This window comes from Ensifer sp. ENS09 (assembly GCF_014852425.1).
Lineage (GTDB): Bacteria > Pseudomonadota > Alphaproteobacteria > Rhizobiales > Rhizobiaceae > Ensifer.
Genome location: NZ_JACVBP010000005.1, coordinates 167,749 through 185,153, shown reverse-complemented (window position 1 = coordinate 185,153; position 17,405 = coordinate 167,749). Strand labels below are relative to the sequence as shown.

The 17,405-nt window shown below is 62.6% G+C and carries 16 protein-coding genes and 2 riboswitches; of the genes, 8 read left to right on the top strand and 8 right to left on the bottom strand.

The window, feature by feature from the left end:
• Positions 1-26 precede the first annotated feature (26 nt).
• The 6 genes from IB267_RS25445 to IB267_RS25420 all read right to left on the bottom strand — a co-directional run bounded on the left by IB267_RS25445 (position 27) and on the right by IB267_RS25420 (position 6,221).
• Entirely contained in the window at positions 27-1,292 is a 1,266-nt protein-coding gene (locus tag IB267_RS25445) for an ABC transporter substrate-binding protein (RefSeq protein ID WP_192450229.1), read from the bottom strand.
• Between the two features lie 24 nt (positions 1,293-1,316).
• Positions 1,317-2,153 (bottom strand): carbohydrate ABC transporter permease, encoded by an 837-nt coding sequence (locus IB267_RS25440; RefSeq protein WP_192450227.1) that lies wholly within the window; start codon positions 2,151-2,153, stop codon positions 1,317-1,319.
• Positions 2,150-3,070, bottom strand: a complete 921-nt coding sequence (locus tag IB267_RS25435) for a carbohydrate ABC transporter permease (RefSeq protein WP_192450225.1) — start codon at positions 3,068-3,070, stop codon at positions 2,150-2,152. Before IB267_RS25435 ends, IB267_RS25440 begins: the two co-directional genes overlap by 4 nt.
• Positions 3,063-4,229: an ABC transporter ATP-binding protein gene (locus IB267_RS25430; protein ID WP_192450223.1), complete on the bottom strand. Its 1,167-nt coding sequence runs from the start codon at positions 4,227-4,229 to the stop codon at positions 3,063-3,065. The genes IB267_RS25435 and IB267_RS25430 overlap by 8 nt, the downstream gene beginning before the upstream one ends.
• The gene (locus IB267_RS25425) at positions 4,226-5,068 is read right to left on the bottom strand and encodes a metallophosphoesterase (protein ID WP_192450221.1); all 843 of its coding nucleotides are present in this window, start codon (positions 5,066-5,068) and stop codon (positions 4,226-4,228) included. Before IB267_RS25425 ends, IB267_RS25430 begins: the two co-directional genes overlap by 4 nt.
• Positions 5,069-5,291: 223 nt before the next feature.
• Positions 5,292-6,221, bottom strand: a complete 930-nt coding sequence (locus IB267_RS25420; RefSeq protein WP_192450219.1) for a LysR substrate-binding domain-containing protein — start codon at positions 6,219-6,221, stop codon at positions 5,292-5,294.
• A 152-nt stretch (positions 6,222-6,373) separates the two neighbouring features.
• On the opposite strand from IB267_RS25420, the gene IB267_RS25415 reads away from it, so the two are divergent.
• From IB267_RS25415 to nrdF, 7 genes are all read left to right on the top strand, one after another.
• A complete protein-coding gene (locus IB267_RS25415) occupies positions 6,374-6,664 on the top strand; it encodes a hypothetical protein (RefSeq protein WP_192450216.1) in 291 nt (96 codons plus the stop codon).
• 18 nt (positions 6,665-6,682) lie between these two features.
• Positions 6,683-6,903: riboswitch (cobalamin riboswitch) on the top strand.
• A 100-nt stretch (positions 6,904-7,003) separates the two neighbouring features.
• Positions 7,004-9,355 (top strand): 5-methyltetrahydropteroyltriglutamate--homocysteine S-methyltransferase, encoded by a 2,352-nt coding sequence (gene metE / locus IB267_RS25410; RefSeq protein WP_192450214.1) that lies wholly within the window; start codon positions 7,004-7,006, stop codon positions 9,353-9,355.
• Positions 9,352-10,143: an acyl-CoA thioesterase gene (locus IB267_RS25405; RefSeq protein WP_192450211.1), complete on the top strand. Its 792-nt coding sequence runs from the start codon at positions 9,352-9,354 to the stop codon at positions 10,141-10,143. The genes metE and IB267_RS25405 overlap by 4 nt, the downstream gene beginning before the upstream one ends.
• 151 nt (positions 10,144-10,294) lie before the next feature.
• Positions 10,295-10,521, top strand: a riboswitch (cobalamin riboswitch).
• A 388-nt stretch (positions 10,522-10,909) separates the two neighbouring features.
• Positions 10,910-11,131, top strand: a complete 222-nt coding sequence (gene nrdH, locus IB267_RS25400) for a glutaredoxin-like protein NrdH (RefSeq protein WP_192450207.1) — start codon at positions 10,910-10,912, stop codon at positions 11,129-11,131.
• 12 nt (positions 11,132-11,143) lie between these two features.
• Positions 11,144-11,560 (top strand): class Ib ribonucleoside-diphosphate reductase assembly flavoprotein NrdI, encoded by a 417-nt coding sequence (gene nrdI, locus IB267_RS25395; RefSeq protein ID WP_192450194.1) that lies wholly within the window; start codon positions 11,144-11,146, stop codon positions 11,558-11,560.
• On the top strand, positions 11,530-13,683 hold the full coding sequence (nrdE, locus tag IB267_RS25390) for a class 1b ribonucleoside-diphosphate reductase subunit alpha (protein WP_192450191.1): 2,154 nt from the start codon (positions 11,530-11,532) through the stop codon (positions 13,681-13,683). Before nrdI ends, nrdE begins: the two co-directional genes overlap by 31 nt.
• A gap of 103 nt (positions 13,684-13,786) precedes the next feature.
• The gene (gene nrdF, locus IB267_RS25385) at positions 13,787-14,761 is read left to right on the top strand and encodes a class 1b ribonucleoside-diphosphate reductase subunit beta (RefSeq protein WP_192450187.1); all 975 of its coding nucleotides are present in this window, start codon (positions 13,787-13,789) and stop codon (positions 14,759-14,761) included.
• A gap of 83 nt (positions 14,762-14,844) precedes the next feature.
• On the opposite strand, the gene IB267_RS25380 is transcribed toward nrdF, so the two are convergent.
• Entirely contained in the window at positions 14,845-16,041 is a 1,197-nt protein-coding gene (locus IB267_RS25380) for a multidrug effflux MFS transporter (RefSeq protein WP_192450185.1), read from the bottom strand.
• A gap of 189 nt (positions 16,042-16,230) precedes the next feature.
• Here IB267_RS25380 and IB267_RS25375 point away from each other — a divergent pair, with 189 nt between their 5' ends.
• Positions 16,231-16,899, top strand: a complete 669-nt coding sequence (locus IB267_RS25375) for a TetR/AcrR family transcriptional regulator (RefSeq protein ID WP_192450183.1) — start codon at positions 16,231-16,233, stop codon at positions 16,897-16,899.
• 30 nt (positions 16,900-16,929) lie between these two features.
• Here the strand turns inward: IB267_RS25375 and IB267_RS25370 are convergent, their stop codons facing one another.
• Positions 16,930-17,214, bottom strand: coding sequence for an acylphosphatase (locus IB267_RS25370; protein ID WP_192450182.1), 285 nt, complete (start codon positions 17,212-17,214; stop codon positions 16,930-16,932).
• Positions 17,215-17,405 lie beyond the last annotated feature (191 nt).

The window sequence follows — 17,405 nt, the reverse complement described above, 5'->3', positions numbered from 1 at the left end:
CGGCGTCTGTCGCTTCGGCTACAGGATCAGCTGCGCGGCAGCAGGCTTTCGACTTCGGCTGCAGCTTCGTCCAGCGCTTCCTTCGGTGTGGCCTGCTGCTCGACGATGCGCGACAGGTTCTCGACGATCGTCTGCGTGACCTTCACGCCGTTGCTGCCCGGGAAGGCATACCAAGGGCGCATCAGCGGCATCTGCTCGAGGCCGGCGCGGAACAGCGGGTTCTCCTTGTAGAAGTTGGCGAGGTACTCCGGCGACTTGGCGGCCAGCTCGTTGTTCGGCACATAGCCGGTGCCGGGAACGACGACCGAGGCGCCATAGGGGCCGGCAGCGAACTTCGCAAACTTCCAGGCGGCTTCCTGCTTTTCTGCGTCGCGCGTCAGGATGACGACGGCGTTGCCGCCGGTCGGCAGCTTGCCCCTTGCCGGATCGATCAGCGGGATATGCGCTGTTCGCAGGTCGAACTTGTCGCCGACATTCTTGATGGTGTTGCGAAGCGCCCCTGTCGTCTGGAAGGCGAAGCCGACCTTGCCTGCAACGAAGGCCTGTTCGCCCGCCTGCTTGGTCAGAACCGGCAGGCCGCCTTCCTTGACCATGCGGTCGAGCACTTCGACGGCCTTCTCACCTTCGGGGCCGTTGAAGGCAACCTGGCTTTCGTCTTCGCTCAGCATCTCGCCGCCGGCGCCGAAGAGCAGCGCGGAGAACATCCAGTCGTCGCCCTGCCAGCGGAAGTCGATGCCCTCGTTACCGTCGCCGAGCGCCTTGATCTTGCCCCCGAGCGCGATGACCTCGTCCCAGGTCTTCGGCGGGTTTTCCGGGTCGCCGCCGGCTTTGCGTACCAGATCGGCGTTGTAATACATGATCGGGTTGGAGGTGGCGAAGGCAAGGCCCACCTGCTTGCCGCCGACCTGGGCGAGCTTCAGGATGTTTTCGGAAAAGCCCTGCTCGGCCATGTTGCCGTCCTTGGCAATGAACGGGCCGAGATCGACGGGGATGTCGCGCTCGTTGACCATGCGCAGGCGGTTGAGACCGATGAAGGTCAGATCGGGCATCTCGGCCGTACCGGCCTGACGCATGATCGTCTGGATGCCTTCCTCATAGGTCGCCGACGGATTGGCGAAGGTGATCTTGATATCCGGGTTTTCTTCCATGAACTTCTTCGAGATCGTGTCCATCACGTCCTTGAAGAAGCCGGGCATCGGATAATGCACCGTCAGCTGGGTCTCGGCATAGGCGGGGGCAGCGAGCATCAGCGATGCGGCAGCGGCGGTGAAAAGCTGTCTCAGATGTGTCATGGGTTGCGCTCCAGGTTGGACCGTTCAGCCTTTGAGACCGGTCATTGTGATGCCCTCGACGAAGCGCTTCTGCGCGAGCAGAAAGGCGGTCACGAGGGGAAGGGTGATGATGAGGGTGGCCGCCATCAGCGCGCCGTAGTCGTCGCCGGCTTCCGCAGCGCGGAAGTAGAGAAGACCGAGCGGCGGGGTGGCATAATCCTGGTTGGTGACGACGATCAGCGGCCAGAAGAGATCGTTCCAGTGCGCGACGACCGAGAAGATCGCAAAAGCCGTGATCGCCGGCCAGGCGTTCGGCACGATGACGCGCGCGACGATGCCGGCCTCAGACATGCCATCGAGGCGCGCCGCATGGATCAGATCGTCGGGCATGGCGCGGAAGAACTGCAGGAACAGGAAGATCGCAAAGACCGAGATCGAGAAGGGCGCCACCAGAGCCGTGTAGCTGTTCAGCACCGAGAGCCGGTCGAAGGCCACGTAGATCGGCAGCGCCGTCGCATGGATCGGCACGAGCAGTCCGAGCATGACCAGAACCATCATGGTGCGGGCGGCCCGGAACTTCAGCTTCGCCATGGCATAGGCGCAAGGTATGGCGACGACGATCTGGATGACGAAGATCAGCGCGCAGACGATCACGCCGTTGAAGAGCAGCGTCGACATCGAGACGCGCGACAGCGCCTTGGAGAAGTTCTCGATGTAGGACCACTGCTCAGGAATCAGCGACAGCGACGAGGAAAAGATCTCGCTCTGCGCCTTGCCTGCGGTCGAGACCATGAAGATGTACGGTGCAAGGAAGATAAGAGCGCCGAGCGACAGCACCGTCAGACGGGCGATGCGGGCGACGGAGAAGGCGTTGCTGGTCATGCGTAGTGCACCTTCCGGTCAAGCACGCGGTACTGCAGAAACATCAGGACGACGAGGATTGCGAGGAAGACCACGGTCATCGCCGAGGCGTAGCCGACGCGCAGATAGACGAAGCCTTCCTGGTAGATGGTGAAGAGCAGCACTTCCGACGCCTTGTTCGGACCGCCTTCGGTCAGCGTCTTCACCGTCTCGAACACCTTCACCGAATTGATGATGCTGATGGTGGTGACGAACAGCGTCGTCGGCCCGAGCATCGGCCAGGTCACCAGCCGAAAACGATCGAACCAGGATTTTGCGCCATCGACTTCGGCTGCGGCGTAGAGTTCCCGCGGGATGGCGGTGAGGCCGGCGAGGAACAGCACCATGTTGAAGCCGACGGACTGCCAGATGCCGATGATCGAGAGACCGTAGAGCACCGTGCTGGAGGCGCCGAGCCAGTTGGGGCCGGCGATGCCGAAAACGGCGAGGAAGGTGTTGATCGGGCCGATGGTCGGGTGGAACAGGAATTGCCAGACCGTGGCCATGGCGACGAGCAGCGAGGCGACCGGCAGGAAATAGACGGTCCGAAAAAGGGCCCTGCCCTTGGTTTCCGCCTCGATCAACATGGCGATCGCCAGCGAAAGCAGGATCGATACCGGCGTGACGATCGCGGTGTAGACGGCGGTGTTCCAGAGCGAGCGACGGAAGGTGCGGTCGCCGAAGAGCTCGGCATAGTTCTCGAAACCGACGAAACGGAAGCTGCTGTAGCCGAGCTCGAAATCGGTGAAGCCGAGCACGATCACGGCTGCGGTCGGTAGCAGGATGAAGAGGAAGAGCAGCGTGATGGCCGGCAGCGCCAGCAACCAGGCGATGCGCGCTTCGCGGCGGTCGGGATGGTGCGCAGCGATCGCCGTTTCGAAGGTTGCGACACTAGCCATGGACCTTCTCCAGCGTCGCGGCGATAGCGACCGGCTCGGCTGCCACCCGGGTGCCCTCGCCGTCGAACAGCATCGCCCGTTCCGGCATGAACGCGACATCGACGGGCTGACCGATCGCGAGTGCTGCGGCTTCGGCGGGTGCTGACTTGGCGGTGACCACCTCGCCGATCGCATCGAGGCGTGCGTGGACGATCACCTCGGAGCCGAGAAACTCCATGCGCTCGACCCGCGCAGTCAGCCGGCCGGCGCCTGCCGTATGGAAGCGCACGAATTCCGGGCGGATTGCGAGCTTCACCGGTGCATCCGGCGCCTGCCCGCGGCTTGCCAGAAGCACGAGATCGCCGAAGCGCACGATGCTTGCCGTATCCGTGCGGGTTTCGAGCACGTTGATCTTCGGCTGGCCAAGGAAGCGCGCAACCTCGATATGGGAGGGGTTGTCGTAGATCTCCTTCGGGCTCGCCAGTTGCAAGAGATTGCCGCCGATCATGACGGCGACGCGGTCGGCCATCGACAGCGCTTCGGACTGGTCGTGCGTGACATAGAGTGTCGGCACGCCGGCGCGGCGGTGCAGGTCGACGATTTCGCCGCGGGCATGGACGCGCAGGTTGGCGTCGAGATTGGAGAGCGGCTCATCCATCAGGAAGACGGCCGGGCGGCGCACCATGGCGCGGGCAAGCGCTACGCGCTGGCGCTGGCCGCCGGACATCTGGCCGGGCTTGCGGTCGAGCAGATGATCGATCTTCAGCGCTCCGGCCATCTCCTTGACCTGGCGCTGGATATCGCTGCGGATCTGCTTCTGCCCCGGCAGGAGATTGCCGATGACCGGCAAGCGCTGCATCGCCGTCAGGCGCCGCATGGCGAGCGGCACCGAAATGTTTTGACCTGCGGTCAGGTGCGGATAGAGCGCGTAGGACTGGAACACCATCGCCACGTTGCGATCGGCCGCCGCCATCCGCGCGACACTGCGGCCGCCGATCACGATCTCGCCGGCATCGCCGTGATCGAGGCCCGCGACGATGCGCAGAAGCGTGCTCTTGCCGCAGCCGGAAGGGCCGACGAGCGCAATGAACTCGCCGGCTTCCGCCTCCAGGCTGACGCCCTTCAGGATGGCGTTGCCGCCATAGGACTTGGTGATGCCATCCAGCGAAAGCACGCTCATTGCGCTGCCTCCACGCGAACCTTCTTCTTGGCGGCGAGCGGATAAACGTCCTCGACGATCGGGTCGAGCACGTGGCTCGTCAGACCCGGCACCGCCACGATTTCGCTGGTCACGCCGGCATCGGTGAGTTCGTGCACGACGGCACCGACCAGCCGCTCGCCCGGCATCGGCCGTTCCAGCGTGTCGATGATGAAGGAGGTCGGCGGCGCCCAGACGAGCGACGTCCCGGCATGTTCGCCGGTCCAGGCCCAGTGCAGGTGACCGCTTGCATGCAACGCCACCTCGGCTTCGGCGAAAAGATCAAAGAGGCGCTGGCGCTGGCGGGGACGGATGCCCCAGTAGCCGGTGTCGCCCTCGGCCGGGTCGTCGACGAAGAGCGGCTTGTGGGCGAAGACCGCCACCCGGCGACCGTCGCGACCAAGCAGTTGTTCCTCCAGCCAGGCAAATTGCCTGTCTTCTTCCTCGTCTTCGAAGCCGATCAGCAGGCTGTTGAGGCCGAGCAGCCGCCAGTCGCCATGGTCGCGGCCCCAGTAGTCCGGACCGGCGAGACGGCGCCAGCGGGCAAGCCGGACGGGATCCACAGGCTGGTGCGAGCCCGGCAGATGGCCGACATCGTGATTGCCGGGAACGATCGCGACCGGCATCGAGAGCTGACCGATCAGATCGAGCGAGAAGGTGATATCGTCCTCATGGTCGGCACCATCGATGGTGACATCGCCCGTGTGGATGACGAGATCGGGTTTTACCGCCTCGATCCAGGCGCGAACCGGTTCCCAATTGCCGTTGAAATGGCTTTTGGCGGGGCTGAGATGGGTGTCGCTGATCTGGACGATTTTCATGGAAACGGGCCTCCGACGATGGCTTGCGGTATCCGCGTCGGAGGGCTGTCTTCTCCCCTTCTCTGCGGTTGGCCGCAGTCTTTAGGGAGCCGCCATGTCAGTTTGGTAACAGCCGTTCTCAGCTGATTTTCAGTTTCTCCATGAAAGCGTCATTTTCAGAAGCCCGGCCGGCGCGAACCGGCACACGCGGCACCAGATGCGTCTGCTACTTCTTTCCCCAGGCTCACCACTTTGCGCCGAGTTCGCCCCGAAAAGATGCCGGACAGGACTGCTCCATGACGGTCGCAAGCATCGCATTCGACGCGTCTGCTTCCGCGACGACCCAGTCGCGAAAGGCCTGGATCTTCTTCTGCCGCCTGGTGCTTTGCGGATAAACCAGCCAATAGGCGCGGCCGTCGCGCACCACATGCTCGAACGGCCGGATCAGCCGGCCGCTCTTCAGTTCATCCATCAGGAAGGTCGAGACGGCAATCGCCATGCCGTGATCCGCCAGGATGGTGGCGACATCCATCGCCTGGACGTCGAAGATCAGCTCGGTACCATTGCTCGCCGGCGGCTCGACGCCGGTTTCGATCATCCACCGCCGCCACCAGTTGGCATTGCCGAAACGCCGGATCCTCAGAACATCGGCGGGCTCCTTGAGTTGATGTTTCTCCAGGAAGGACGGCGTGCAGACCGGCACGTAATCGAGCGGAAACAAGGGAAAGACATCGTTTCCCGGCCAGTCGCCGGCACCGCTGCGCACCGCGAGATCGATAGCGTCACGCTTGAAATCGACCAGCTCGGTCGACATGTGGACCCTGATGCTGATGTTCGGATGCGCGGTCTGGAAGGTGGCGAGCCGCTGGCCGAGCCAGCTCGAAACGACGGTCGGTAGCACCGAAATGTGCAGGTGATGTTCGGTCTTGTCGGCAATCTCCGAGAAGGCCGCCCCTAAAAGATCGATCGCTTCGGTTACCTTTGGCGCCAGCTGCCGCCCGGCACCGGTCAGCCGCACCTCGCGCGGAAGGCGGACAAAGAGCGGCGCGCCGATGCGTTCCTCCAACAACCGGATCTGATAGCTGACGGCCGCCTGCGTCATGCCAAGCTCTTCGGCGGCGCGGGTGAAACTCAGGTGCCTGGCGGCGGCCTCAAAGGCGCGCACTGCACTCATAGGGGGAATCTTGCTCATGACGCTGAGATAAGCATTCTTTATGCCAGCATGCGAGAAATCGCTTTGCGCGAAACGCCAAAAAACCTCACTTTTTTCGCGAACACACGCCTTGTAGAGAAGTGAGGATAGCAATGCTTAGCGCAGTGCGATCAATGATTTACCATGCCCTGAATTGGGCCGACAGGACCCTCAGTGCTCCGGTCGACATAGACACGTTCAACGAGTTCCAGCTCCGGGATATCGGCCTGACGCGGGACCAGGAACATATCCGTGCGCACGTCGGCGACACCGCGGATCCGTGGCACTGGCCGGAGGAGCCCAAGCCCGTGCCGGTGCAACCCGCCGCGAAAGCAGTTTGCAGCGAAGGACCGCGCATTGGCCGCGTTTCGCCCCGCGCCCAGGCCGGAGAGAATAAAGACATAAGCATTTCTTTATGCGATTGACGGCCGAGCGATTGCAGGGCATTGTCCAGGCATCGTGGTTCTGCGCCTCGCCATCCGGCGGGGCGGAGCTAAGAGGGAATTCGGTGCGGCGCTGACAAGCGCCCAGGCCGGAGCTGCCCCCGCAACTGTAGGCGGAGAGCGGCCGTTCGATGATGTCACTGAGGAAGACGCCTCGGGAAGACGGAACGGTCCGCGTTGACCCGCAAGCCAGGAGACCTGCCGCGATGAACAACGTCCACGGGCGGGGTGTCCGATGGGGCGCGTTGACGACGCGGGACACTTCTCGCGTCGCGGATGCGTCGCATTCAAGCCTTGCCCTTCAACCTTCGGGGTAAGGAAATGACCATCAAGACTGCCAATCTCGGCTTCCCGCGCATCGGCCGACACCGCGAACTGAAATTCGCGCTTGAACGCTACTGGTCCGGCAAGATCAGCCGTGACGACCTTTTCGACGTCGGCCGCCGGCTTCGGGCCGAAAACTGGGCGGCGCAAAAGGCGCGCGGCATCGACATCCTCCCTTCGAACGATTTCTCGTTCTACGACCACGTGCTCGATACTGCCGTGCTCGTCGGTGCGGTCCCGGCCGCCTATGGCTGGAAGGGCGGTCCCGTCGATCTCGATACCTATTTCGCCATGGCGCGCGGCTCGACCGGTTCGCCCTGCGCTTCCGGTTGCACGCATGCGGGTGACGGCGGCAACGCCGCACTCGAGATGACCAAGTGGTTCGATACCAACTACCACTACATGGTGCCCGAATTCGAAGCGGATCAACGCTTTGCGCTGACGCATAACCGGCCGCTCGAAGCCTTTCTCGAGGCCGAAGCCCTCGGCTATCGAACCCGCCCGGTCCTGCTTGGCCCGGTGACCTTCCTCAAGCTCGGCAAGGCGAAGGGCGGAGATTTCGATCCCCTGGATCTGATCGAACGCTTGCTTCCCGTTTACGTCGAGCTGCTAACCGAACTTGCCAATGCCGGCGCCGACTGGGTTCAGATCGACGAGCCTAGTCTGGTGCTCGATCTCACCAACCGGGAAAGGCAGGCCCTGGACCTTGCCTATCATACGTTCCGGGCGAAGGTTCCCGGGCTCCGGATCATGCTTGCGACCTATTTCGGCGCGATCGGCGACAATATGGTGAGCGCCCTGGCGCTGCCGATCGCGGGCCTGCATGTCGATCTCGTGCGCGCGCCGCAGCAGATCGAGGTCCTCCTCCAGTCCGCTCCGGCTGACCGAGTGCTGTCGCTCGGCATCATCGACGGCCGCAACGTCTGGAGGACGGATCTTGCCGGCCTGTTGCGCCGCCTGCAGCCGCTCATCTCCGCCCATGGCCGGGACCGGATCGAGCTTGCGCCCTCGTGCTCGCTCCTGCATGTGCCCGTCGACCTCGATCTGGAACAGGCGCTCGACCCGGAGCTTGCCTCGTGGCTCGCTTTCGCCGTGCAGAAGCTCGACGAGTTGAGCCTTCTTGCCCGCGCCTTCGAGCCGGGGCTTGCCCATCCGGAAAGGGCCTTTGCGGCATCGAGCGAAGCTGCCAAGGCGCGTCTGACGTCGCTCAGGATCCATGATCCACTCGTTGCCGGGCGACTGAAGGCGCTGACGGCAGCCGACAGCGAGCGCCGGCCTCCCTTCCCGGCCCGTCGCGCGCTCCAGGCGGACGCGCTGCCGTTGCCGCTTTTCCCGACGACGACGATCGGCTCCTTCCCGCAGACGCCGGAAGTACGGCAGGCCCGTTCCCTGCATGCCAAGGGCGAACTCAGCTATGTCGACTACACCGCCTATCTGCGCCGGGAGACCGAGCAGGCGGTGCGCTGGCAGGAGGAGATCGGCATCGACGTGCTGGTACATGGCGAGTTCGAGCGCAATGACATGGTGCAGTATTTCGGCGAGCAGCTCTCGGGCTACGCCTTTACCCGAAGTGGCTGGGTACAGAGCTACGGTTCGCGCTACGTGCGCCCGCCGATCATCTTCGGCGACGTTTCTCGGCCAAACCCGATGACGGTCGAATGGGCGGCCTTTGCACAGTCACTGACCGATCGACCGGTCAAGGGCATGCTAACGGGTCCGGTCACCATGCTGCAATGGTCCTTCGTGCGCGACGACCTGCCGCGGTCGGTGGTGTGCCGGCAGATCGCGCTGGCGCTTAGCGACGAAGTCAGGGACCTCGAGGCATCGGGCATCGCCATCATCCAGATCGACGAGCCGGCGCTGCGCGAGGGCCTGCCGCTCAAGGCCGCCGACCGCAAGGCCTATCTCGACTGGGCGGTGGAGTGCTTCCGCCTCAGCGCCGCCGGCGTCGGCGACGCCACCCAGATCCACACCCATATGTGCTACTCGGAGTTCAACGACATCATGCCGGCGATCGCGGCAATGGATGCCGACGTGATTTCGATCGAGACGTCGCGATCGAAGATGGAACTGCTCGGCGCGTTCACCGGAAGGGCCTATCCGAACGAGATCGGCCCGGGCGTCTACGATATCCATTCGCCCCGCGTACCGGCGGTGGATGAAATGGTGCATCTCATCGAGCGCGCGACCGAAGGGCTGACGCCGGCGCAGATCTGGGTCAACCCGGATTGCGGGCTGAAGACCAGGCGCTGGGAGGAAACCCGGCCAGCGCTTGTCAACATGGTGGCGGCGGCGCGCGCCCTGCGCCTGGCCTTCGCGGATGATCCCCGCAAGGCGCTTCGCGCATGACGGACCACACGGAAGCGGCGTCGGGGGAAACCCCGGTGCCACAGACCCTCGTCGATATCGTCTTTCCCGGCGACACCAATCATCACGGCACCCTCTTTGGGGGTGCCGCATTGGCGCTGATGGACCGGATCGCCTTCATCGTCGCCACCCGCCACGGCCGCGTTCCCTTCGTCACCGCCTCCTGCGACCGGATCGACTTTCGCGCACCCGCCCGCATCGGCCAGATCGTCAGTTTCTCTGGCCGCCCGGTGCGCGTCGGGCGGCTCTCGATGGTCGTCGACGTCGAGATGGTGGCCGAAGACCTTGCGACCGGCGGCCGCGATCTTTGCTCACGCGGACAGTTCACCATGGTTGGGATGCCGCAGGACAAAGGTGCCGACTGGCACCTTCCGCCGCTCGCCGAGCCCGCGCCGGCTGCGCCCGCCGCCGATTTCGTCGGCATGACCGACATCGTTTTTCCGGGCCAGACCAACAGCGCCGGCGCGCTCTTCGGCGGCGATGCACTCGCCCAGATGACGAAGGCGGCCTTCGTCGTCGCGACCCGGCTGACCGGAAAATTGATGGTGCTCGCCTCCTGCAGTAGCGATTTCAAGCGGCGTGTCGCCGCCGGTACGATCATCGACACGCTGGCGCGGGTCACCCGGACCGGACGCAGTTCCACAACGATAGAGGTCGAGCTCTGGTCGGAAGAACTGCTCAGCGGCGTGCGCGTGCTGACCGTCACCGGGACTTTCGTGATGGTGGCCGTCGACAGCCGCAACCGCCCGGTTGCGGCCTTCGCCGCCTGAGCAAGCCGGGGGCGCCGCGCATGGCGCCCTCGGTCCACAGGATTGATCGCGGGCCGCTATTTACTCCCCGTTATCCACACCGAAAAAGAAAAGACCGCTGCACCCCCGCCTCCAGCATATAGAACCTATTGACGCAGATTTGCGATGAACTACTATATCTAGTGTTCGAGGTTCTTCCGATTCGCAAGGATTGGGAGCTAAGACGGGAATACGGTGCGCCGGCGGGTTTCCGCTCAGGCTATGCCGTAGCTGCCCCCGCAACTGTAGACGGCGAGCGACTGTCCGGAATTGGACCACTGAGGCATGAGGCCTCGGGAAGGTCGGGATGGAATCTTTGACCCGTAAGCCAGGAGACCTGCCTCGAGCAACAAACGTCCACGGGCGGGGTGTCCGGAGAGGTTGAGTGCGTGGCAGGATGAGCCTGCCCGATCGTCTCGACATCTCCCCGGCAGCCTGTCGAAAGCTTCGGGGTGAAGTCATGTCAGTTTCTTCCAGTTCAGATCCACCTTCTGCGGACGGGTGCGCATTGTTGCGCGCCTGATCGAAAGGCCGCGTCCTGAGAGCCCGCACCCGCGGAAATTCCAGAGCGCCCGACCAGAACGAGCCGGCCCGGCTGCCTAGTCGATTTTGGGCCAGCTTGCCGACATCCACTCCGGTCGAGGCGATCGGGGAGCGATGTTTCGTACCCTATCGTCAAGCCCACGGTTCGCGTTCGCGCGAGCCGCCGATTTTTTGCGCCCATTTGCCAGACCCTCACGAGGAACCCATGTCGATCACCGTCTACAGCAAACCCGCCTGCGTCCAATGCACCGCCACCACCCGCGCGCTTGACCGCCAGGGCATCGATTATCGCATCGTCGATATCTCCGAGGATTCCGATGGTTTCGCGCTCGTGCAGGGTCTCGGCTATCGGCAGGTTCCCGTGGTCGTCGCCGGCGAGCGGCATTGGGCGGGGTTCCGCCCGGACATGATCAGCGCGCTTTCCTGAGGGAGAGAAGCGATGGGGCTGATCGTCTATTTTTCCAGCCGCTCGGAAAACACCCATCGCTTCGTCGAGAAACTCGGCCTTCGCGCGGCCCGCATACCGCTCAAAGAAAGTAAGGATGCACTTACGGTTTCGGAGCCCTATGTGCTCGTCGTACCAACCTATTGCGGCGACGATGGCCGAGGTGCCGTGCCGAAACAGGTGATCCGCTTCCTGAACGACGCGGGCAACCGCTCTCACATCCGCGGCGTGATCGCAGCGGGCAACAGCAATTTCGGCGCGACCTACGGGATCGCCGGCGACGTGATCTCGGACAAGTGCCGGGTGCCCTACCTCTACCGGTTCGAGCTGCTCGGAACCGACGAGGACGTCGCCAATGTCAAAAACGGGATGGAACGATTTTGGACGTCACAACACTCGAACGCCCCCTGAAGGCGACGGAAGCGGCGCTGGATTACCACGCGCTGAATGCGATGCTGAACCTCTACGACGAGGAGGGGAAGATCCAGCTCGACAAGGACCGGCAGGCGGCGAAGCAATACTTCCTCCAGCACGTCAACCAGAACACGGTCTTCTTCCATAACCTGCGGGAAAAGCTCGATTATCTGGTGACCGAGGGCTACTACGAGCAGGACGTGCTGGACCAGTATTCGTTCAACTTCGTGCGCGATCTCTACGACCACGCCTATTCGAAGAAGTTCCGTTTCCCGACCTTCCTCGGCGCCTTCAAATATTACACGTCCTATACGCTCAAAACCTTCGACGGAAAGCGCTACCTGGAACGCTACGAAGACCGCGTCTGCATGGTGGCGATGGCCTTGGCGCGCGGCAACGAGGCGCTTGCCCGCGATCTCGTCGACGAGATCATTTCCGGCCGCTTCCAGCCGGCGACGCCGACCTTCCTCAATGCCGGCAAGAAAAGCCGTGGCGAGCTCGTCTCCTGCTTTCTGCTGAGGATCGAGGACAACATGGAGAGCATCGGCCGCGCCATCAATTCGGCGCTGCAGCTTTCCAAACGCGGCGGCGGCGTGGCGCTGTCGCTCACCAACATCCGCGAAATGGGCGCGCCGATCAAGCAGATCGAGAACCAATCCTCCGGGGTCATCCCGGTCATGAAGTTGCTGGAAGACTCGTTCTCCTATGCCAACCAGCTCGGTGCGCGCCAGGGCGCGGGCGCGGTCTATCTCCATGCCCACCACCCTGACATCATGCGCTTCCTCGACACCAAGCGTGAGAACGCCGACGAGAAGATACGCATCAAGACGCTGTCGCTCGGCGTCGTCATTCCCGACATCACCTTCGAGCTCGCCCGCAACAACGAGGACATGTACCTGTTCTCGCCGTATGATGTGGAGCAGGTCTATGGCGTGCCGCTCACCGAAATCTCGGTGACGGAGAAATATCGCGAGATGGTGGAGGACGCCCGCATCCGCAAGCGCAAGATCAAGGCGCGCGACTTCTTCCAGATCATCGCCGAGATCCAGTTCGAGAGCGGCTATCCGTACATCATGTTCGAAGACACGGTGAACCGGGCAAACCCGATTGCCGGCCGCATCACCATGAGCAACCTCTGCTCGGAGATCCTGCAGGTGAGCGAGGCGAGCGCGTTCAACGACGACCTCTCCTACAAGCACAAGGGCAAGGATATCTCCTGCAATCTCGGCTCACTGAACATTGCGGCTGCCATGGACAGCCCGGATTTCGGCCAGACGATCGAGACCTCGATCCGGGCGCTGACCGCCGTCTCCGAAATGAGCCACATCTCGTCCGTGCCTTCGATCGAGAAGGGCAACGACGACAGCCACGCGATCGGCCTCGGTCAGATGAACCTGCACGGCTATCTCGCCCGCGAGCGCATCTATTACGGCTCCGAGGAAGGCATCGATTTCACCAACATCTATTTCTACACGGTGACCTATCACGCCATCCGCGCCTCCAACCGCCTTGCGGTGGAAAAGGGCGTCAGCTTCGGCGGCTTCGAGAACTCGAAATACGCCTCTGGCGAATACTTCGACAAATATACCGAGGCGGAATGGTTGCCGGCGACCGACAAGGTGAAAGAGCTGTTCGAGACGGCCGGCATCGCCATCCCGACACAGGAAGACTGGCTGGAGCTGAAACGGGCAGTGATCGAAGGCGGGCTCTACAACCAGAACCTCCAGGCCGTGCCGCCGACCGGCTCGATCTCCTACATCAACCATTCGACGTCCTCGATCCATCCGATCGTCTCGAAGATCGAGATCCGCAAGGAAGGCAAGATCGGCCGCGTCTATTACCCGGCCGCCTTCATGACCAACGACAATCTCGAATACTACCAGGACGCCTACGAGATCGGCCCGGAGAAGATCATCGACACCTACGCGGCGGCCACCCAGCACGTCGACCAGGGCCTTTCGCTAACCTTGTTCTTCCGCGACACGGCGACGACCCGCGACATCAACCGCGCCCAGATCCACGCCTGGAAGAAGGGCATCAAGACCATCTACTACATCCGTCTTCGCCAGATGGCGCTCGAGGGCACGCAGGTCCAGGGCTGCGTTTCCTGCGCACTGTAACCTTGCATTCCAGCAACTGCCCAAGCTGCCCCTCACCCTCTCCCCGCGCGCGGGGAGGGTGCCAGCGGGCGGATGAAGGGCTGACCCAAAAAAGGCCCAACCGATGAACATGCACACCAAACCCGCAAGCCGCATCCGCGCCATCAACTGGAACCGGATCGAGGACGACAAGGACCTGGAGGTCTGGAACCGCCTGACCGGCAATTTCTGGCTGCCGGAAAAAGTGCCGCTCTCCAACGACATCCCGTCCTGGGCGACGCTTAAACCCGAGGAGCAGACGCTGACGATCCGCGTCTTCACCGGGCTTACCTTGCTCGACACCATCCAGAACGGCGTCGGCGCCGTCAGGCTGATGGAGGATGCGGCCACCCCGCACGAGGAGGCGGTGCTTTCCAACATCTCCTTCATGGAGGCGGTGCACGCGCGCTCCTATTCCTCGATCTTCTCGACGCTCTGCCTGACACCCGATGTGGACGACGCCTATCGCTGGTCGGAGGAAAACGAGTTCCTGCAGAAGAAGTCGGCGCTGATCATGGCAGAGTATGCCTCCGGCGATCCCTTGAAGAAGAAGGTCGCGAGCGTCTTCCTCGAAAGCTTCCTGTTCTATTCCGGCTTCTATCTGCCGATGTACTGGTCGAGCCGCGCCAAGCTCACCAACACTGCCGACATGATCCGCCTGATCATCCGCGACGAAGCCGTGCATGGCTATTACATCGGCTACAAGTTCCAGCGCGCTTTGGAGCGTCTGAGCGAGGAGCGCCGCCAGGAGATCAAGGATTTCGCCTTCGACCTCTTGCTCGAGCTCTACGACAACGAGGCAAAGTACACCGAGGCACTCTATGACGGCGTCGGGCTCACCGAAGACGTGAAGAAGTTCCTGCACTACAACGCCAATAAGGCGCTGATGAACCTCGGCTACGAGGCGCTGTTCCCGGCGGAGGCGTGCAAGGTCAATCCGGCCATCCTCTCCGCCCTTTCGCCGAACGCCGACGAGAACCACGACTTCTTCTCCGGCTCCGGCTCCTCCTACGTCATTGGCAAGGCGGTCGCGACCGAGGACGAGGACTGGGACTTTTAAAGACAGCGCATCCGGTCACACCTGAAAACAAAAGGCCGGCGAGGAACACCCTCGCCGGCCTTTTGGTTCGGTAATAGCAGCCCCTATTCCGCAGCGACCACCCGGCTGCGGCCGATCGTGGCCTGGGTCAGCAGGAAGGCGGCAAGGGCGCAAGCGGCAATCGCGCCGGCCATCGGCAGGGCCGTGCCGTCGAAGAAGATGGTCGCAACCACCATGGCGACGGCGGAGGTGACGAAGTGCAGCGTACCCATCAGTGCCGACGCCGTACCGGCAATCTCGCCGTGGTCTTCGAGCGCCAGCACCGCCGAGGTCGGGATGACCAGGCCGAGCACGCCATAGCCGACAAACAGGAAGGCGGCCATGACAGGCAGTTGGTTGAAGCCGAGGCTCATGACGATGAACATCGTGACCATGGTGAGCGCGAAGGCGCCGACGGCAAGATGCATGACGCGCACCAGGCCAAAACGTTCGCCGAGCCAGCCGGTCGCCTGCGACACCGCGAAGAACGACACGGCGTTCATCGAGAACGCCAGGCTATATTGCGTCGGCGTCAGCCCATAGTGGTCGATCAGCACGAAAGGTGAGTTGGCGAGATAGACGAGGAACCCGGAGATCCCAAGCCCGCCGATGAAGGTGAGCGTCAGGAAATTGCGGTCGGACAGAAGCAGGCGATAGGCGGCAAGCGCGCTTGCGATGCTGCTGTCGGCGCGATCCTTCTTCGGCCGGGTTTCCTGCAGTTGCGTTGACAGCAGGATCAGGCCGATGAAGGCGGCAATGGTCACTGCATAGAACACACCGCGCCAACCGTAGAAGCCGATGACGGCGCTGCCGGCGAGCGGCGCCAGAATCGGCGAAATGCTGAAGACCAGCATCAGCATCGACATCAGCCGCGCCGCCTGAACGCCGGTGTGCATATCGCGCACCACGGCGCGCGGGATGACCATGCCGGCGGCACCACCGATGCCTTGCAGGAAGCGGAAGGCGATCAGGGTTTCAATGTCGGTCGAAAGCGCGCAGCCGATGCTGGCGACGGTGAAGAGGCCGATGCCGAGGTAGAGCGGCGCCTTGCGGCCCCAGATATCGGAGAGCGGACCGTAGATCAGCTGCGAGATGGCAAAGGAGATGAAGAAGGCCAGCAGGCTAAGCTGCACCACGCCGTTTTCGGCCGCCAGATCCTTGCCGATCGACGGCAGGGCCGGCAGGTACATGTCGATTGCAAAGGGGCCGATCGCCGAGATCAGGCCGAGCACGATCGCCGTGCGAAGGAAGGACGTTGTCATGGCAATGAACTTTCAGAAATCGCGCCAGCCGAACCGCTGCCGCCCGGATTGAAACTCAAAGACATCGTCGTGCCAGGATTGAGCGTTGGGGAACCGCATCCTGCGCTGACTATTTCGTCCATTAATTTGGACACAACTGTAAAATTAGACAGTATTGTCTAAATCGTCAATGGGGCCTATCTTCGATCCATGAAGAAATTTGATTTGGCCTCGGCTGACGCTCGCCCCCAGAAAGGGCAATTCGCGAAACGCCTCTCGATCCTGGAGGCCGCGGCCGATGTTTTCTGTCGGGAAGGCTTTTCCGGCGCCAGCATCGACGAGATCGCGGTCGTGGCCGGGGTCTCGCGCCAGACCATTTACAATCACTACCGCGAGAAAGAGACGCTGTTCATGGCGGTGATCCAGGACATCATGGATCGCGTGAACGGCGTGCTTTTCTCCATCCTCGCAACCTTTCCCGAAAACGCCGACAACCTCGAGGAAGACCTGGTCGAATTTGCCGTGCGCCTCAACAAGAACTGCAATTGCAACCAGGACGCCAAGTTCATCCAGAAGCTGATCTCGACCGAGGGCAATCGCTATCCGCATCTGTTCCAGTTCTGGCGGGAGCAGGGACCGGGCAAGACCGACCGGGCGCTGGCGGCGCTGTTTGCGCGCCTTGCCCACGTGGCACCGCTCGACATCGACGACTTCGACCTCGCAGCGCGCCAGTTCATCGCGCTGATCAAGGCGGACCTGCAGATGGGCGGGCTCTTCGGTGAAACGCCGAGCGAAGAAGACCTGGAGATCAGCGCCCGCAGGGCTGTGAAGACGTTCCTGCGCGCCTATGGCCGGCCGGCAGCGGTTTCGGCGGGCTGAGGCCACCCGGGGCCAGAAACCAATCCCGACCTATCTGGTGATGCGAAAATCACCGATGTGCTCGGGCGGGTCGACAAATTCGGCAACGACCTTCGAAACCCACGCACCCGGCGGGCCGTCATGCAGGCGCTCTAGCATGAGGGTGACCGCCGCCTCCGGGCCGCTGATCAATGTAGCCACCGAGCCATCCGCTTCGTTTCGAACCCATCCCACGAGACCGAGCTTGCGCGCCTCGTCGCGCGTCCAGACCCTGAAGCTAACGCCTTGCACCCGCCCGAGAATCCGGACCAGCGCCGTCTTATCAGCCTCAGCCATGACTCGTCTCCCTTGTCGTCTATCACGCAATCTGGCGCAGCCCGGTGGAAAGACAAGCCACCCGCAAAAGGACTAGAGGCGACCACTGCAACCAAAAAATTTCCACGCTACATTTCAAATATTTTGTTCGTGTCTTTTTAAAAGTTGACGCGCGAAAACTTTTGTGGTTTTTACGGCCTCACCAAGACGGC

Coding starts and splice junctions, on each gene's coding strand:
- metE (WP_192450214.1), top strand. CDS start 7,004: ATGACCATCAAGACTGCCAATCTCGGCTTCCCGCGCATCGGCCGACAC.
- IB267_RS25420 (WP_192450219.1), bottom strand. CDS start 6,221: ATGAGTGCAGTGCGCGCCTTTGAGGCCGCCGCCAGGCACCTGAGTTTC.
- IB267_RS25430 (WP_192450223.1), bottom strand. CDS start 4,229: ATGAGCGTGCTTTCGCTGGATGGCATCACCAAGTCCTATGGCGGCAAC.
- IB267_RS25435 (WP_192450225.1), bottom strand. CDS start 3,070: ATGGCTAGTGTCGCAACCTTCGAAACGGCGATCGCTGCGCACCATCCC.
- IB267_RS25440 (WP_192450227.1), bottom strand. CDS start 2,153: ATGACCAGCAACGCCTTCTCCGTCGCCCGCATCGCCCGTCTGACGGTG.
- nrdI (WP_192450194.1), top strand. CDS start 11,144: ATGGGGCTGATCGTCTATTTTTCCAGCCGCTCGGAAAACACCCATCGC.
- IB267_RS25425 (WP_192450221.1), bottom strand. CDS start 5,068: ATGAAAATCGTCCAGATCAGCGACACCCATCTCAGCCCCGCCAAAAGC.
- IB267_RS25445 (WP_192450229.1), bottom strand. CDS start 1,292: ATGACACATCTGAGACAGCTTTTCACCGCCGCTGCCGCATCGCTGATG.
- IB267_RS25405 (WP_192450211.1), top strand. CDS start 9,352: ATGACGGACCACACGGAAGCGGCGTCGGGGGAAACCCCGGTGCCACAG.
- nrdF (WP_192450187.1), top strand. CDS start 13,787: ATGAACATGCACACCAAACCCGCAAGCCGCATCCGCGCCATCAACTGG.
- IB267_RS25375 (WP_192450183.1), top strand. CDS start 16,231: ATGAAGAAATTTGATTTGGCCTCGGCTGACGCTCGCCCCCAGAAAGGG.
- IB267_RS25380 (WP_192450185.1), bottom strand. CDS start 16,041: ATGACAACGTCCTTCCTTCGCACGGCGATCGTGCTCGGCCTGATCTCG.
- nrdH (WP_192450207.1), top strand. CDS start 10,910: ATGTCGATCACCGTCTACAGCAAACCCGCCTGCGTCCAATGCACCGCC.
- IB267_RS25370 (WP_192450182.1), bottom strand. CDS start 17,214: ATGGCTGAGGCTGATAAGACGGCGCTGGTCCGGATTCTCGGGCGGGTG.
- IB267_RS25415 (WP_192450216.1), top strand. CDS start 6,374: ATGATTTACCATGCCCTGAATTGGGCCGACAGGACCCTCAGTGCTCCG.